This window comes from Flavobacterium sp. B167r (genome assembly GCF_056824315.1).
This window is the reverse complement of record NZ_CP124859.1, coordinates 4177811-4193487: the sequence shown is the minus strand read 5'-3', so window position 1 is coordinate 4193487 and position 15677 is coordinate 4177811. Positions and strand designations below refer to the sequence as shown.

The window sequence follows — 15677 nt, the reverse complement described above, 5'->3', positions numbered from 1 at the left end:
GATCTCTCTGCAAATAAATTTTTAAATCTGCTATTGAGTTGAATTTAGAATAAATGGCTGATGCTTTACTAATAAAAAATTATATGAAATGCAATCTATTTTCTCGGTACATAAAAAATAACTATTTCTTACTGTTATTAATGTTTTATACCTTCAGCTATGCGCAATTTTCCTTGGATAGAGATTCAATTCATAAAATAATTACCCAGCTTCCTGCCTTTTCGATCTATAAAGATAATTATTTTGTAACGGGTGTGAATTTAGATAAAACACCTACGAGAAACAGCATGGATGCTAAGTTTCAGTTTAGCTTCAAGCAGCGATTATCAGACAAACCTTTGCTGTTTGATTCTTATGCTTATCTAACGTACACACAAAAATCCTTTTGGAAGATATATAAAGCATCAAGCCCTTTTGAGGAAAGCAATTATAATCCGGGATTGATGATGCTCAGGCCTGTATTTAGAAATAATCATTTTGTTGGTGCTCTGACCTATGGAATAGAACACGAATCCAATGGACGCGACAGTATCTATTCAAGAAGCATAAATATGATTTCGATAGGATTTATTAGAGTATTTTCTCCCGAACTTTTTGTTTCGGTCAAGGCATGGCTGCCTTTTTTGATAGATAACAATCCATCTCTTCCAAAATACATCGGATACGGCGAGGGGCAGCTTCAGTGGATCACCTGCAATGACAGATTGTTTTTTGACTTAATGCTAAGAAAAGGCGCCAGCTGGGATTTCAAGGGAAGTTTGACTGCAGGGATCAGCTATAAACTGTCAAAAAAGGCTAATCAGCTCATTACCCTGCAGTGGTGGCAGGGTTATAGTGAGAGTCTGATAGATTTTAAATCTGAAAGGGGAATGCTCCGGGCAGGATTTATTTTGAAACCGACATTTCACCGTTTTTACTGAATCATAAAAATGATATTTCATGCTGATACGGTTTAATTAGAAATTTTGGGATAAATTAATGCTTACGATTTTAAAGTAAAAAAGCTTCATTTAGACCAATTTTGGCTATTTATTGACCTTTTTCTATTGCTTTTGGACAGCTACCTTTGCCCGGAGAATAGTAGTTTTTGTTTCAATAGCTTTATATAAAGCAAATTGAAGGCAGGAGGTTATAATATTTAAAATTAATACCAGTAAAATGGATAATAAAAAAAAGGTTGTTATAGTTGGCGGTGGTTTTGCCGGGATTCGTCTCGCAAAAAAGTTTGCAAATAATCCTAAGCTGTATGTTATAGTGTTAGATCAACACAATTATCATTTTTTTCCGCCGCTTCTATATGAGGTTTCTACTGCTTTTATTGAGCCATCCAATATAATTTATCCTTTTCGCAAGCTTTTTCAAAAGGCATCTAATATCCGTTTCCATATGGGCAAACTAGATAAGGTACTTCCTGAATTTAATAAGCTTGTGACAGACCAGGGTACACTCTCATATGATTACCTGGTACTTGCTATGGGAACAGAACCTAATTATTTTGGAAATGAAAACATAAAGAAAAATGCAATTGCGATGAAGAGTATAGAGGATGCCCTTATGATACGTAATCATATACTTTTTTCTATGGAGAAGAGCATGAGAAGTGTAATTCTAGAAGAAAAGCAAAAATTTTCAACTATTGTAATTGCTGGTGGAGGACCGACTGGGGTCGAGCTTGCTGGAAAGATAGCGGAATTGGGCAGAAACATTGCAGACAAAGATTATCCGGAGGCTTTAGGTCTAAAAGCAAAAATATATCTTATTGAGGGAGCACCAAATCTTCTCAATACGATGAGCATTAATGCACAGCAAGAGGCTTACCGTGTACTTGAAAAACTGGGAGTAATTATTATGCTGAACACTTTGGTCAACGATTACCAAAACAGCGAGGTGAAACTCTCCAGCGGGGAGATAATTATAGCAGAAACTTTGTTATGGACCTCAGGGGTAAAAGCTCGAAAAGTTGATGGTATTGTTGCCGCTTGTATAGGAAGGGGAGACAGGATATTGGTTAATGACATTAATCAGGTAGATGGTTATTCTAATCTTTTCTGTATCGGGGATCAGGCGTTGGCTCTTCATGATACCCGATACCCTCAAGGCCATCCACAATTAGCTCAGGTAGCCATACAGCAGGGAAAACAACTTGCAGAAAACTTACAGCGCGAGATCCTCGGTATTAAGACGAAACCCTTTCTTTACAAGAACAAAGGCAGCATGGCCATAATATCAAAATTTAAGGCAGTTGTTGATTTGCCAAAAATGTATTTTGGGGGATTAGCTGCTTGGCTGGTTTGGCTGCTCGTGCATTTGGTACCTTTAACAGGAGTACGTAACCGACTAAAGTTATTATCGAACTGGTTTTGGAGTTTGATGACAAACGATCCGGCTTTACGCAGCATTATTGGCAAGGTAAAGCAGTAGATAATTTAGGATTTACAAAAGTTATATTAGGAAAGGAAAATTCTTTAGGACATTAAAAGGATTGTCGCTGCATATACTACATCAATACATTTTCAGGAGTTCTTTGACATGTCCTTCAATGTTAATAATACATGTCTGTTTAAAACAAAGCGGTTTTTATGAAAAGTAGGGATTTATCAATTTTAACACTGCAGGAACTTAAATGCAGGCGCAGAGGAATATTTTATATAGTGATGGCTATCAGTGTTCTGATGTTTCTGACAATACTGTTTTTAATTCGTTTACTATACAGCACGCACGACTTTATACTGCTCTCTGTAATTGTGCTGTTTACCCATTGCCTTTTGCCGTTAACTTTTAAAATGAACCAGTTGAACGCGGAAATTCAGCGTCGCAAAAAAAAAGATTTTAAGGCAACAGAAAAACCAATTTCTATCATCAGCTGTGCCAAATGGTTTAGTAATGATAATTAAAAGTGCAGCAACGGTAATCAACCAATTTTTTACCTAAATCTAGCAGCAGATAGGAATCGAAGATATGGACCTTCATAAAATTTCCTGCAATTGAAATGCGATTTAGATTAGCGCAGTTGCTTTTAATATTATTTGTGAGAGCTCTTCCCGCTATACGTTCCAATCGCTTGTGCCGAACACCGGCACAAACGGATCTTACTGCACACGAGCGAAGCGAACTGGCGAAGCAATCGGGCTAAAGAAAGACAGAAGAAAGATAAAAATGATTCAAAGTTAATTTCTTTAGTAGTCCAAATAAAAAAAATGGCGCCAATTGTCTTCAATTGGCGCCATTTGGCGTTGTGACCTCGACTGGACAAATTTCTAGAAATTTTATGGAAGATTTAAATATATTGGCTTATCATTTCTAGTGTTTGTCTTTGATTGGCTTTATGAATTTGGTTTGGATCTCCTGTTGGGGATTAATGTAAATTCGTATTTAATGTTTAATATTTTTTGATATTAGAGCTGCAACATTCGAACCTATCTTTATCAATACTTAAATTGTAGTTTTTAAAACACCAAGTGCTACGATTCTGCTACAAAGCTTTGCTCTTGAAATATCTTTAAAAACCGCCTTAACTTTTTTTGGCAAAATTGAAGTCCACTCCATGTGACTTTCAGTTTTCTGCTTTATATTCCGAAAAATAAAACAATCGGGAGGGAAAAATTTAATTAAACGATTGTCTATACTTCAAAGGTGACATTTCAGTTTTCTTTTTGAAAAGTCGGTTGAATGATTGTGATTGCTCAAAACCTAATTCATAAGCAATTTCGCTTACTGATAAGTTTGTTGTTAATAGTTTTTCTTTTGCTTTTTCAATGATTTTTTCGTGAATGTGTTGTTGGGCGTTTTGTCCTGTTAGCAAACGCAATAAGTCACTTAAATAATTTGCAGAAAAATGAAGTTGATTGGCTACATATTCAACTGTGGGCAATCCAATTTTTAGCGTTTCCATATTATTGAAATAATCGTTCAAAAGATTCTCCAATTTAGAAAGCAAATCATTATTTACGGTTTTTCGGGTAATAAATTGGCGTTCGTAAAAACGATTGCAATAATTTAAAAGCAAATCAATCTGCGACAGAATAATGTCTTGTGTGTGCTTGTCAATATGCTGATATTCTTTCTCTATTTTTTGAAATATCTCAATGACATTTTTTTCTTCTTGTTCAGAAAGATGCAGCGCTTCATTTATAGCATATGAAAAGAAAGAATAATTTTTGATTGTGCTTTGCAATGGGTGTTTTTTCAAAAAATCAGAATGAAGAATCAATACATATCCTGTTCCAATCGTTTCGTTAAAAGCATTGGTTTGATCTACTGTCACAGATTGTACTTGTTTAGGTGCAGTAAAAGTCATTGTTCCCTTGTCAAAATCATAATATTGCTGTCCATATTTTACTTTGGATTGAATATTATTTTTTAGAGATATAGTATAAAAGTCGGTAGAAAAATGTTTCCACAAATCAGAATCTACAGCGTGTATTTCAGAAACTAAAACCACACTTACCAACGGATGCAAAGGTGGTGGAATGGATAGTAAGCGATGAAATTCGGATAAAGAATTAATTGTCTTCATATCTATATAAAATTTCAAAGATAATTAATAGAACAACTTCTATGGTTAGCCAAAGTAATTGTTTTGAATAAAAAGCGTCTAAAACTAAACCGAATAATCGGGCTATTATAATCCCCAAAGTTAGAAAAAATAAAAATGCGCAAACCGTTAATTTCCAATCATTCCATTGATTGAAAAAAAGGAACAAAATTCCTAATCCAATTAATAACCCCCATTTAACCCGCATTTCAATCATCTGATATGGGTTTTCGATCAAAGGAATTTTGCTGATTATATTTGGTTTGTATGTTAGAATACAACCTGCAATAAGCAAAACTGCCCCGATTATTTTTATAAAAAGAGTCATTATTTCTGCAAAAGATTTTCCTGAAAGAATGGGACTAATTTATCCAATGCTTCTGATGTTGCTTCGGGGTTGTCGTATAAATCATAGTGGCCCGCACCATTTACGACATGGACTTTTTTGTTTTTAGAAGCGGCTTTTTTGTATAAGTCGAAGCCATCTCTGTAAGACCCGAAAGCGCCAAATTTTTCGCCAACGATAATCAATAAAGGTTGTGTAAGCAAAAATTCAGCAAGATGATAAGCGTCAAATATGATTAAGTTCGACATGCTGGCAAAAAGCAATTTATTGTTTGAAGTAGGGAATTCTCCTCTTGGCGTTCTGTAATAATTAATAGCCTCTAACATATCAAATTCGTTTAACCCTGCCTGTTTTGCTTCTTCGGCAGAATTGGGTGTCCAATTGGTAATCATCTGCTTTTTTCCGTTGGCCTCTGCAGTTCGTTGCGAAGAAACAGCCTCTAATGTTTCTAAAAAATTTGCTTCTCTAAATGCTCTGCCTATGTTCACCCCTGAAACTGTTGCCAATGCTTTTATACGCCTTTCTTTCAATGCTGCATTTGCAGCATAACCACCGCCGGCACAAATGCCCAATAAACCAATACTGTTTTTATCTACAAAATTTAATGTAGTAAGATAATCTACTGCATAACATATGTCTTCTACACGACTGGCTGGGTCTTCAAAATATCTTGGTTCTCCACCGCTTTCACCTTGAAAAGAAGCATCATAAGTCAAGGCAATAAACCCTTTTTTGGCAAGTTTTCCAGCATACAAACCTGCGGTTTGTTCTTTTACGCTCCCTCCCGGGTGAACACAAACGATAGCTGGATATTTTTGTGTTTCATCAAAATTGTCAGGTAAATGAAGATTGGCTGCTGTATCCCAATTTCTATTTTTGAATTTTACTTTTTGCATTGTTTACTTTTTTAAATTTCTACAATGCAAAATTCGTCTTCTTTTAAAAAATAAATGTTTCAATATCAAGGTTGTTTGTAACCAAATCAGGGTTGAGATTTGGTATCGTTTGGTTGTTTGTCTGAATGTCGGGTGTGTGTAGCTTGTCTAGTCCTGATAAAGGTTTATTATTTTTAGACGAGTAATAAAACAGTTTTTAGCCTCAGTTGAGCCACAATTAATATCGAAGATGAGATAGCGCATAAAAAAATGGCATCAATTGTCTTCAATTGTCTTCAATTGGCGCCTTTTGGCTTTGGTGACCTCGACGGGACAAATTTCTATACATTTTATAGAAGATGTGAAAAGATTAGCTTAGTACTATATATAAGGTCTGTCTTTGATTGGCTTAAAGAATTTGATTTTATGTCCTGTTGGGGATTGAGGAGAAATTTATGCAGCTTTATATATGATATAGCCATAAAATGTAATCAGATATTTTATATTCACATAAAGTCCATTAATAAATAGAGTTAACTTTTTGTGAAATAAAAGCATTAGGTAAGTAATTTAATTTCTGCAATATTATCTTTCTTGAAAAATTTTCTTCTTATGGTTTAATCCCCAATCTTTCATAGCGTAGATAATAGGGGTCAAGGTATCTGCATAGGGTTCTAAGCAATACGATATTTTGACAGGATAATCGTTCGTTATAATCCGTTTGATCAGCTGGTGCTGTTCAAGTTCCTTAAGTTCTTTTGAAAGTACTTTTGGAGTTAATCCTGGAATGCTCTCTTGAATTTCAGTAAATCGGCTGTTTCCTACACCTACAGAAATAATGATGGATAATTTCCATTTTCCATTAATTACTTCAAGTGTGTCCCGTACTGGCTTAACGGTATTTAGGCACTCACAATAAGGTTTCTTTTTCGGCATGATAAATTATTTATTTAGCTTTCCTTTAGGAAAGAGCTATACAAAGGAAAGTGATTTTGTTTAATTTTGCAATATAATTAATCAAAATATTCAATTTATGAATGCTGTAGGAAAAATGCTTATTGGACTTCATCTTGGAAATGGATACGGATCTCAATCGGGGGCTTGGCGTATGCCGGGAGTTGATCCCGAAAGCTATACGAGTTTTGATATTCGTGTAAAGCAGGCTCAGGCTGCAGAGCGTGGAAAATTTCAATTTATATTTTTGCCGGATGGTCCCGGTGCAGTTATGACAGATATTGAAACTGAATCTCCCGTTTTCAATCTTGATGTGATGATGACCCTCGCCGCAGTGGCCAGAGAAACTCAATATATTGGATTGGTCGCTACCGGATCAACCACTTTTAATGAACCCTTTAATCTAGCCAGACAATTTAAGGCTTTGGACATTATGAGCCATGGCAGGGCCGGATGGAATGCAATTACATCAAGCGGAGAAGATGTTGCAGCCAATTACGGAAAAAGAATTCCGTCGAGCCAAGATCGTTATGGACGTGCTCATGAGGCTGTCCAACTCATTCAATCACTTTGGGGGAGCTGGGGAAAAGATGCTTGGATACACGACCAGAAGAGTGGTCAGTTTGCAAAGAAAGATCAGATTCTTCCAATCAACTTACAAGGTAAATACGTCGGTTCAAGAGGACCTCTATACATTCCGCCATCAGAGCAGGGACAGCCAATCATATTTCACGCAGGTGGCAGTCCCAACGCACATCAGTTGGCAGGACGCTTTGCTAATGTGGTAATAGGTGCAGCATTTACAATTGAAGATGCAAGAGCGCAACGCAATGCATTTAGAGCGGCAGCAAAAAGTTACGGTCGTGATCCGGATGAAATCAAATACATTGCCGGACTGATGACCACCATTGCCAAGGACAAACGCACGGCGCTCGATCGCCGAATACAGTTAGGAGGCAGTTCACTTATACAAAAATTTGAGTACCTGCAAAAAATGCTGGGTATTCCACTTGATCTTTCCTTAATAAATGAACCAATTTCAGAATTGCAGCTGGAAAATGCCCGTCCATCTCCTTATGATCCTCGTTCTTCCAATGCATTGAAAATTGCTAGGCAAGGCTGGTCCGTTCTTGATATTCTTGCTCACGGCGTGATAGATTACCATCCTGTAATTGCAGGGCCGGGCGTAGAAGCGGCAGATCATATGCAGGCTTGGTATGAAGCCGGTGCTGCGGATGGGTTTTGGATTTCACCTGATGTTAATTCGGATGGAATTGATGCCTTTGTTGATCAGGTTGTTCCGCTGCTGCAGGAGCGAGGGCTTTTCCACAAAGAGTATGAAAGCAAAACTTTGCGCGGACACCTTGGAGTTCCGGATCAGTATGGAATTGATCCAAGGGTTTAAATTGAAAATTATAACAAATGAAACTTATATAATATGAAAATAGGAATAATAGGTACCGGAGCAATAGGCGGTACGATCGCAAAAAAAATGGCACAAGCCGGTCATGAAGTGAAAGTGAATAATACAGATCAGGCTGATAAATTGCAGACCCGTGCTGAGGAGTTAGGTGTTCAAGCTGCAACACTAAAGAATGTTGTAAAAGATGTAGATGTCATTATTTTATCACTGCCTACTATAGCAATACCAACTTTGCCCAAAGATTTGCTGGCAGGCGTTCCGGAAAATGTAATTGTGGTAGACACATCAAATTATTATCCGTTCCGTGATGCCGATATTGAAGAGATCAAAAACGGAAAAGTAGAAAGTATCTGGGTATCCGAGCAATTGGGAAGGCCTGTTGTAAAAGCTTTCAATAATTTGCTGGCAGAGACGCTGGCAAACGGCGGAAAAAACAGCGGTGCTGAAGACAGAATAGCAATGGCTGTAGCGGGTGATGATCCGCAGGCTAAAAAAGTAATTGCCGCATTAGTTAATGATGCCGGTTACGATGCAGTTGACTCGGGCAGACTTTCTGAATCTTGGAGACATCAGCCTGGAACTCCTGCTTACTGCACTGAACTTAATGAAGAAGAATTAAAACAGGCATTATCTGATGGTGTAAAAGAAGCAGCACCGTCATTAAGAGATAAGGCCATAGCTGATCTTTCTGCTCTGCCTTCCTATCCATCACATCCGGAGGTAGTAGAATACAACAGAGGATTGTTTCAAAAAAATCCTAAGTCAAAATAATTTATAATGACTGAACTGCAAAATCCCTCTCACTAAATGAAATGGGATTTTGTTTTTTTTAGATTCATCTTTGAAACAGTGAACCAGAGCCATTACAATTTCGTTAAAATGTTTCATTATTGCCTACTTTTGTATCATAACCGTCTGTACTATCTGTGCGAACTTTGTCCATATCAAAATATTAAAAATTAATATCATGGCAAAAACAATTTTTATAACAGGTGCATCGCGTGGATTCGGAAGAATTTGGGCAGAGGCATTTTTAAAACGCGGCGATAATGTAGTTGCGGCTGTTCGCAATCCTGAAACACTAACCAAGCTTAATAAAGAATTTTCATCATCTCTTTTAGTGCTAAAACTTGATGTTACTGATCGAAACGAAAGTTTTGAGGCAATTGAAACTGCAAAAAAGCACTTTGGCAGTATCGACGTGTTAATAAACAATGCCGGTTTTGGACATATAGGGGCGGTAGAGGAATTAAAAGAGCAGGATGTAAGAGCCCAGTTTGAAACCAATGTACTGGGATCATTATGGACTATTCAGGCAGTTCTGCCTATCATGCGCCAGCAAAAATCAGGACATATCATTCAGCTTTCAAGTGCGCTGGGTTTGAATACAGTATCACTAATGGGGCTGTATAGTGCAGCTAAATTTGCTGTTGAAGGCCTTACTGAAACACTCGCGGGTGAAGTAAGCGGATTTGGTATTAAAGTTACCATAGTAGAACCAGGTGGTTTTTCTACAGATTTCTTCGGGACCACTTCCCTTGCACTCAGCGAATCAATACAAGCTTACGACAATGTGCGGAAAGATTTTTATCAGCATGCTGGCGAGCAGGATTCAGGTAACCCTGCAGCCACTGCCAAAGCTCTTGTCAAGCTCGTTTATTCTGAAAATCCGCCACTCAGATTACTGTTGGGTAAAACTGCTTTTCCCTGGGTGCAGCACACTTATGCAGAAAGACTGAAAACATGGGAATCATGGCAGGATGTGTCGGTGGCAGCACATGGTTAGTGGAAGTTTAAATTAACAGAATCTAAATTTACCGGATCTGTTTTTACAATTAAGAACAATGATACATTTCAAAAAAATCAGCGATCTGCATGAAGCGCTCGATATCAAACCTCCCCAGAACCCGCTCTTTAGTGTCGCATATGGTGAACGGGACACCTGCAGTGGTAATAATATTCTGGAATTTTCATCTGAATTTTATATTATAGGATTTAAAAAATTGAAATCTGGAAGCATGCAGTATGGCAAAACAAAATATGACCATGATCGCGGCTCCATGTCGTTTACAAAACCCCAGCAGAAAGTAGTCTTTAAAAATGTGGAATTAGAGGAAAAGGGATTTCTAATTATGATTCATGAAGACTTTTTACCGGGAACAGTCCTTTACAACGAAATCAGGAAATATAGTTATTTTGATTACGAGGTTAATGAGGCTTTGCATCTTTCACCTGCAGAGGAGGATATCATTTGGAATCTGTATTTTAATATTGAAAAAGAGTACAACAATAATACCGACGAACTCAGCAAAGCCATTATTGTAAGTCATCTGGATTCCATGCTTAAATATTCACAGCGCTTTTATAAAAGACAGTTTATAAACCGTACAGAGCTCACTGGTTCTACTGTCACAAAGTTTAACGCTTTGCTTGCTGCTAATTTTGAAGAAAGAAAAACAAAAAATATTGGATTGCCAACGGTATCTCTCATGGCAGAAAAGCTGAATATATCTTCCCGTTATTTAACTGATTTGCTCAAACAGGAAACAGGAAAGACTGCCCTGGAGCTTATTCATCTTTTTCTAATCGGCGAGGCAAAAAACTTACTGACCGAAGGCGAACTGAATATAACTGAAATTTCTCACCTGCTTGGTTTCGAAAATACGACTTATTTTTCACGCCTTTTTAAAAAAGAAGTAGGGAGCACGCCAAATGAATTCAGGTCAAACATATTAAATTAAAAGTGGTAAACATCATAAAAAAAAGTAAGAGATATACTGAATAAAGAATTAATTAAAAACATAAAAGTTTAAATCAATAAAATGTCAAACAATCAAAATAAAATAGCATTAGTAACAGGCGCAAGCCGTGGACTTGGAAAAGATTCGGCTTTACAGCTGGCGAAAAAAGGATTTGATATCATCCTTACCTATCAGACCAAAAAAGAATTTGCGGACCAGGTGGTAAAAGAAATTGAAACTATTGGACAAAAAGCGTTTTCATTGCCTTTGGACATTTCTTCAACTGCCGGTTTTGACCAATTTGTAACTGAAGTAAAAGAGGTTTTAGATGCTCAATTTTCTTCTGCAAAATTAGATGCGCTGGTAAACAATGCGGGTATCGGGATTAACCAAAGTTTTGAAACAACAACAGAAGAAATTTTGGATGCAATGACAAATATCCATTTCAAAGGGCCTTATTTCTTAACTCAAAAACTATTACCATTACTGAATGACGGCAGCAGCATCGTAAATACGTCTTCCGGTCTGGCAAGATTTTCTTTTGCTGGTTATTCCGTTTATGGTGCCATGAAAGCGGCAGTCGATTCATTATCAAGATACCAGGCTTTGGAATTGGGAAGCAGAAAAATAAGAGTCAATTCCGTAGCTCCAGGGGCTATTGAAACTGATTTTGGCGGGGGTGTTGTACGTGATATTTCAGATTTGAATAAACATCTGGCTTCTGAAACTGCTTTAGCAAGAGTCGGTTTGCCCGATGATATTGGAAGTGTGGTAGCCTTTCTTTGTTCTGATGATTCCAAATGGATTAATGCGCAGCGAATTGAGGTTTCTGGGGGATATAGAATATAATAGACCTTCACATCAAAAAAGCTATTTGGCTGGTTTAGATTGGTTTTTTATGCGTTAGTTTTATCAATCCAAAGGCTTTTGTTTTGATCAACAAAAACGAGTTAAGTTATTTATAGGGTAATTAAAAATGGCGCCAATTGTCTTTAATTGGCGCCTTTTGGCTGTGGTAAGCTCAAATGGACAAATTTCTATAAATTTTATGGAAGATTGGAAGAGATTGTTATACTAAATCTATTGCCTGTTTTCATTGGTTTTATGAATTTGAATTTGATTTCCCTTTGGCGATCGAATGAAAATGATACATCAAAAAAACAAAATCTTACCTCTTTTTATTAAAACCGTCTTAGCTTTTTGTGGCAGAAAAGAAATCCGCTCGATGTTTAATTTTCTATATATTCACTACAATTTTTCCAAATTGCTGATTGGATTCCAGATAGTTATGAGAAGCAACGATGTCATTAATATTAAAAACTTTATCGATAACAGGTTTGAGTTTTTCTTCGGCTAACCCTTTGTCAATAAAAGTTATGGCTTGTATTAAAACTTCCATATTACCCATCACTTCAATAGCTGAATAGCCTCTAATAGTTGGGGTTTTCATCAAAACATCAAATGCTGGAAAACTGGCAGGTTCGTGACTCAATGCACCATAAACAAATACTTTTCCATTTTCTGCAACAGAACTTAAAAGGTTGCTGAATTTAGCACCGACAACAGGGTCTAAAATTAAATGCGCACCTGCATTTTCTGTGATTTTTAAAACTTCAGCTGCAATATCTTGCTCAGCTGTTACGATTACGTGAGCTGCACCCGCTTTTAATAAAGCTTCTTTTTTCTTTGCCGAAGTAGTTAAAGCAATTGCAATTCCTCCAACATAATTAGTCATTTGAATGGCTGCCAATCCTGCACTACTCGAAGCAGCATTAATTACCACAAATTGTCCCGCTTTTAATTGTCCCGAATGTACCACCATACCATACATTGTTAAATAACTTGTCCAAACGGATGCTGCTTCATCAAAAGACAAATTCGATGGATATTTGTGTATTGCATAGGATGGCATAGTAATATATTGGCCATAAGAAGCATAGTTGTGTAAAGAAAAACCCGGAACAACATTCACTAAATCACCAACTGCCAAATGCGAAACTTCTGAACCAACTGCTTCGATAATTCCTGCGGCTTCATAGCCTAATTGAGCTGGAAATATAGGATTCTCGATATACATTCCCTGACGGTACATTGCATCGGCTCTGTTAATTCCGATTGATTTAACCTGAATTCTTACTTCTTGAGCTTCAGGATAAGACACTTCTACCTGTTCAACTTTCAATACTTCTGGACTTCCAGCTTCGTGAAAAACTACTGTTTTAGACATTTTTGATAAATCACTCATTGTTTTATTTTTTATAATTTTTTAATTGATTTTGATAAGGCAAAGTTGCATCAAAGGCAAGCCTTGCAACAATGAGATATGATAAAAAAAACCGTTGACATTTGTCAACGGTTTTTATAATTTAAAACTGTCTTGTCCTGAAATAGCGATACACAAAAAGTATCATTATGGAAAAAGATCAAGAATTGCGATATATTAAGCGCACCCAGAAAGATTACAGTATGTCTTTTAAACTTCAAATTGTTCAAGAAATAGAACAAGGAAGAACCTCAATTACTCAAGTTAAAAAAGATTATGCTATTCAATCCCGTTCAACAATTGTTCAGTGGCTGCGAAAATTTGGTAACTTTGATTGGGACAATCAAACACCTTCTATTATGCAAAAATCTCCTGAACAGAAAATAATGGAACTTGAAGCCAAAGTGAAGTTATTAGAAAAACAAAAAGCATTTTTAGAACAGCAGGCTTTCGTCGCTGATAAAAAAGCTATTATTTTCGATATGATGATTGATATAGCAGAAAAAGAATATCAAATTGACATTCGAAAAAACTCACCACCCGAACAATCGACCATTTTAAAAAAGAACACCAACAAACAATAATGTTTGCCTGTACTTTGTTCGGGATTGACCGGCAGGTTTATTATCGTCGAGTAAAAAAAAGTAACTCCAGGAAGCTTTTGGCTTCAGAAGTTGTTAATATGGTTTTGAAAATTAGAAATACAATGCCTCGAATTGGAGCAAGAAAACTGTATTACCTTTTAAAAAGCGAGTTGAATCAACTTAAAATAGGCCGAGATAAATTTATAGATATACTTAGAGCAAATCATTTACTGATAATGCCAAAACGTTCTTATCATATAACAACAAACTCTCATCATAGATTTAGAAAACATCAAAATCAAATATTAGAGCTACAGATCTGCAGGCCGGAGCAAGTCTGGGTATCAGACATAACCTATATTGGAAAAAAAGAGAATCCATGTTATTTAAGTCTAATAACTGATGCTTACTCTAAACGAATAATGGGTTTTAATGTCGCAGATAATATGAATGCTCATAGTAGTTTAACAGCTTTAAAAAATGCAATAAAAAAACGCAGAGATAGAGGCAAAACATTAATACATCATTCAGATAGAGGAATACAATATTGTTCTGATCAATATCAAAAACTATTACATAAAAACAATATAAAATGCAGTATGACAGAAAATTCCGATCCCTATGAGAATGCAGTAGCTGAGAGAATAAATGGAATTTTAAAACAAGAATTTAATATTGACAAGTTTAATCTAAAACTTGATGTAATAAAGGTTTTAGTAAAAAATGCAATTGACATTTATAATAACAAAAGACCACATTATTCCAATTATATGCTCACTCCAAGTCAAATGCATCAACAAAGTGTAGTAAAGATGAGAACTTATAAAAGAAAAACACCCGCAATAAAAAATATTACAGGTGTTTAATTAAATATATTTGTCTAATAATCTGTATCGATTATTTAGGACTAGTCAAACTTAAAAGAGAGTTTATTTTGTTCCTTGTTTTCTAATCCGGCTCAAGGTTTCTTTGGTAATACCTAAATAAGAAGCGATAAGATGCTGTGGAAACCGCTGAACAAACTGTTGATGATGAGCTGCAAATTCTTCATAGCGTTTTTCGGCAGCATTACTGATGGTAGAACTTAATCGGCGTTGGCTCGCGATGGCATTTCTTTCATCCATTAAACGTATCATTTGCACCAATGTAGGTATTTTGTCCATCAAATCCAGCATTTCTGCTCTTGTAATAATGAGAAGTTCGGTATCTTCCCAAGCATCAATATTGTATTTTGAAGGAGTGAGCATCGTTGAACTTTCACGATCGTTTGCCCAATAGTTTTCAATGAATAAATGTACAATATGTTCTGCACCTTTATCATCAACACTGTATTGGCGCATAGCTCCTTTCACAATAAAACCAGCATATTTACATACATCACCTTCCTGTAAAAAGTATTGTTTTTTTCGTAGCTTTTTAGGTTGAAAAGTAGCAATAATTAAGGCTTGCTCTTCATCTGCAAGCGGCAAATTCGAATATTGGCTGATATAGGCTATTAATTTTTCGTGCATTCGTTTGATGATTCATTAAAACAATGCAAGGTATAAAAAAGACTTTATTTCAAAGCATCATTTACAGTCTGGCTGTCTACAAATTGTTCAAAACTGATAATCTTACTGTCTTTCAATTTCCAAACGTGTGCTACTCTGGCTGTGAATGATTTGCCTGTAATTTTATAGATTCCTGTATAAGTTCCGTAAGCAACGACTTTATCCCCGCTGGCCAGGTAATCTTCCGGGGTAAATTTATAATCTATCCATTCACTTCCTAATCTGCTGAAAACGTTTTTGGTTATATTTTCTAATCCAATATAAGTTCCTGCATATGGAAAGCCTTTGGCTTCTGTCCACGAAATATCTTCGGCAGCATATTGAGCGAGATTTTGGCCATTTTCCTGTGAAGTTTTTCCTTCGTAGGTGCTTTTAATTATTTCAAGATTTGTCATTGTCTTTTTATT

General features: G+C 36.3%; 17 protein-coding genes. 10 read left to right on the top strand and 7 right to left on the bottom strand.

Features of this window, described 5'->3' with window-relative positions; all coding sequences use genetic code 11:
- Positions 1-53 precede the first annotated feature (53 nt).
- The 3 genes from QLQ96_RS18665 (at position 54) to QLQ96_RS18655 (ending at position 2894) form a co-directional block, all read left to right on the top strand.
- On the top strand, positions 54-920 hold the full coding sequence (locus QLQ96_RS18665) for a phospholipase A (protein ID WP_108422120.1): 867 nt from the start codon (positions 54-56) through the stop codon (positions 918-920).
- Between the two features lie 238 nt (positions 921-1158).
- Positions 1159-2421, top strand: coding sequence for an NAD(P)/FAD-dependent oxidoreductase (locus QLQ96_RS18660; protein WP_482492423.1), 1263 nt, complete (start codon positions 1159-1161; stop codon positions 2419-2421).
- 158 nt (positions 2422-2579) lie between these two features.
- The gene (locus QLQ96_RS18655; RefSeq protein ID WP_123924561.1) at positions 2580-2894 is read left to right on the top strand and encodes a hypothetical protein; all 315 of its coding nucleotides are present in this window, start codon (positions 2580-2582) and stop codon (positions 2892-2894) included.
- A 710-nt stretch (positions 2895-3604) separates the two neighbouring features.
- Here QLQ96_RS18655 and QLQ96_RS18650 read toward each other — a convergent pair.
- The 4 genes from QLQ96_RS18650 to QLQ96_RS18635 all read right to left on the bottom strand — a co-directional run bounded on the left by QLQ96_RS18650 (position 3605) and on the right by QLQ96_RS18635 (position 6691).
- The gene (locus tag QLQ96_RS18650; protein WP_428239409.1) at positions 3605-4516 is read right to left on the bottom strand and encodes a helix-turn-helix domain-containing protein; all 912 of its coding nucleotides are present in this window, start codon (positions 4514-4516) and stop codon (positions 3605-3607) included.
- Positions 4503-4862: a DUF4345 family protein gene (locus QLQ96_RS18645; RefSeq protein ID WP_428239408.1), complete on the bottom strand. Its 360-nt coding sequence runs from the start codon at positions 4860-4862 to the stop codon at positions 4503-4505. Before QLQ96_RS18645 ends, QLQ96_RS18650 begins: the two co-directional genes overlap by 14 nt.
- Complete coding sequence (locus QLQ96_RS18640; RefSeq protein WP_482492422.1) at positions 4862-5776, bottom strand: alpha/beta hydrolase; 915 nt, start codon at positions 5774-5776, stop codon at positions 4862-4864. The genes QLQ96_RS18645 and QLQ96_RS18640 overlap by 1 nt, the downstream gene beginning before the upstream one ends.
- Before the next feature lie 564 nt (positions 5777-6340).
- On the bottom strand, positions 6341-6691 hold the full coding sequence (locus tag QLQ96_RS18635; protein WP_089051453.1) for a winged helix-turn-helix transcriptional regulator: 351 nt from the start codon (positions 6689-6691) through the stop codon (positions 6341-6343).
- A 97-nt stretch (positions 6692-6788) separates the two neighbouring features.
- On the opposite strand from QLQ96_RS18635, the gene QLQ96_RS18630 reads away from it, so the two are divergent.
- The 5 genes from QLQ96_RS18630 (at position 6789) to QLQ96_RS18610 (ending at position 11722) form a co-directional block, all read left to right on the top strand.
- Positions 6789-8114 carry an NtaA/DmoA family FMN-dependent monooxygenase gene (locus tag QLQ96_RS18630; protein WP_482492421.1) on the top strand — a complete coding sequence of 442 codons (1326 nt, stop codon included), beginning with the start codon at positions 6789-6791 and terminating at the stop codon, positions 8112-8114.
- A 33-nt stretch (positions 8115-8147) separates the two neighbouring features.
- Positions 8148-8903 (top strand): NADPH-dependent F420 reductase, encoded by a 756-nt coding sequence (locus QLQ96_RS18625; protein WP_482492419.1) that lies wholly within the window; start codon positions 8148-8150, stop codon positions 8901-8903.
- Positions 8904-9099: 196 nt separating this feature from the next.
- Entirely contained in the window at positions 9100-9918 is an 819-nt protein-coding gene (locus QLQ96_RS18620) for an SDR family NAD(P)-dependent oxidoreductase (protein ID WP_428238178.1), read from the top strand.
- Positions 9919-9976: 58 nt separating this feature from the next.
- Positions 9977-10873, top strand: coding sequence for a helix-turn-helix domain-containing protein (locus tag QLQ96_RS18615; protein ID WP_428238179.1), 897 nt, complete (start codon positions 9977-9979; stop codon positions 10871-10873).
- Between the two features lie 81 nt (positions 10874-10954).
- Positions 10955-11722 carry an SDR family NAD(P)-dependent oxidoreductase gene (locus tag QLQ96_RS18610; protein ID WP_428238180.1) on the top strand — a complete coding sequence of 256 codons (768 nt, stop codon included), beginning with the start codon at positions 10955-10957 and terminating at the stop codon, positions 11720-11722.
- 388 nt (positions 11723-12110) lie between these two features.
- Here the strand turns inward: QLQ96_RS18610 and QLQ96_RS18605 are convergent, their stop codons facing one another.
- Positions 12111-13118, bottom strand: coding sequence for a zinc-dependent alcohol dehydrogenase family protein (locus tag QLQ96_RS18605; protein ID WP_482492418.1), 1008 nt, complete (start codon positions 13116-13118; stop codon positions 12111-12113).
- Between the two features lie 167 nt (positions 13119-13285).
- Between QLQ96_RS18605 and QLQ96_RS18600 the strand changes: the two genes are divergently transcribed.
- Both QLQ96_RS18600 and QLQ96_RS18595 read left to right on the top strand, forming a co-directional pair.
- Positions 13286-13720: a transposase gene (locus QLQ96_RS18600; RefSeq protein WP_482490792.1), complete on the top strand. Its 435-nt coding sequence runs from the start codon at positions 13286-13288 to the stop codon at positions 13718-13720.
- The gene (locus tag QLQ96_RS18595) at positions 13720-14586 is read left to right on the top strand and encodes an IS3 family transposase (RefSeq protein ID WP_482490791.1); all 867 of its coding nucleotides are present in this window, start codon (positions 13720-13722) and stop codon (positions 14584-14586) included. The genes QLQ96_RS18600 and QLQ96_RS18595 overlap by 1 nt, the downstream gene beginning before the upstream one ends.
- A 63-nt stretch (positions 14587-14649) precedes the next feature.
- Here the strand turns inward: QLQ96_RS18595 and QLQ96_RS18590 are convergent, their stop codons facing one another.
- Both QLQ96_RS18590 and QLQ96_RS18585 read right to left on the bottom strand, forming a co-directional pair.
- Positions 14650-15231, bottom strand: coding sequence for a Crp/Fnr family transcriptional regulator (locus tag QLQ96_RS18590; RefSeq protein WP_482492417.1), 582 nt, complete (start codon positions 15229-15231; stop codon positions 14650-14652).
- A 44-nt stretch (positions 15232-15275) separates the two neighbouring features.
- Positions 15276-15665, bottom strand: a complete 390-nt coding sequence (locus tag QLQ96_RS18585; protein ID WP_428238183.1) for a nuclear transport factor 2 family protein — start codon at positions 15663-15665, stop codon at positions 15276-15278.
- Between the last annotated feature and the right edge of the window lie 12 nt (positions 15666-15677).

Coding starts and splice junctions, on each gene's coding strand:
- QLQ96_RS18665 (WP_108422120.1), top strand. CDS start 54: ATGGCTGATGCTTTACTAATAAAAAATTATATGAAATGCAATCTATTT.
- QLQ96_RS18660 (WP_482492423.1), top strand. CDS start 1,159: ATGGATAATAAAAAAAAGGTTGTTATAGTTGGCGGTGGTTTTGCCGGG.
- QLQ96_RS18655 (WP_123924561.1), top strand. CDS start 2,580: ATGAAAAGTAGGGATTTATCAATTTTAACACTGCAGGAACTTAAATGC.
- QLQ96_RS18650 (WP_428239409.1), bottom strand. CDS start 4,516: ATGAAGACAATTAATTCTTTATCCGAATTTCATCGCTTACTATCCATT.
- QLQ96_RS18645 (WP_428239408.1), bottom strand. CDS start 4,862: ATGACTCTTTTTATAAAAATAATCGGGGCAGTTTTGCTTATTGCAGGT.
- QLQ96_RS18640 (WP_482492422.1), bottom strand. CDS start 5,776: ATGCAAAAAGTAAAATTCAAAAATAGAAATTGGGATACAGCAGCCAAT.
- QLQ96_RS18635 (WP_089051453.1), bottom strand. CDS start 6,691: ATGCCGAAAAAGAAACCTTATTGTGAGTGCCTAAATACCGTTAAGCCA.
- QLQ96_RS18630 (WP_482492421.1), top strand. CDS start 6,789: ATGAATGCTGTAGGAAAAATGCTTATTGGACTTCATCTTGGAAATGGA.
- QLQ96_RS18625 (WP_482492419.1), top strand. CDS start 8,148: ATGAAAATAGGAATAATAGGTACCGGAGCAATAGGCGGTACGATCGCA.
- QLQ96_RS18620 (WP_428238178.1), top strand. CDS start 9,100: ATGGCAAAAACAATTTTTATAACAGGTGCATCGCGTGGATTCGGAAGA.
- QLQ96_RS18615 (WP_428238179.1), top strand. CDS start 9,977: ATGATACATTTCAAAAAAATCAGCGATCTGCATGAAGCGCTCGATATC.
- QLQ96_RS18610 (WP_428238180.1), top strand. CDS start 10,955: ATGTCAAACAATCAAAATAAAATAGCATTAGTAACAGGCGCAAGCCGT.
- QLQ96_RS18605 (WP_482492418.1), bottom strand. CDS start 13,118: ATGAGTGATTTATCAAAAATGTCTAAAACAGTAGTTTTTCACGAAGCT.
- QLQ96_RS18600 (WP_482490792.1), top strand. CDS start 13,286: ATGGAAAAAGATCAAGAATTGCGATATATTAAGCGCACCCAGAAAGAT.
- QLQ96_RS18595 (WP_482490791.1), top strand. CDS start 13,720: ATGTTTGCCTGTACTTTGTTCGGGATTGACCGGCAGGTTTATTATCGT.
- QLQ96_RS18590 (WP_482492417.1), bottom strand. CDS start 15,231: ATGCACGAAAAATTAATAGCCTATATCAGCCAATATTCGAATTTGCCG.
- QLQ96_RS18585 (WP_428238183.1), bottom strand. CDS start 15,665: ATGACAAATCTTGAAATAATTAAAAGCACCTACGAAGGAAAAACTTCA.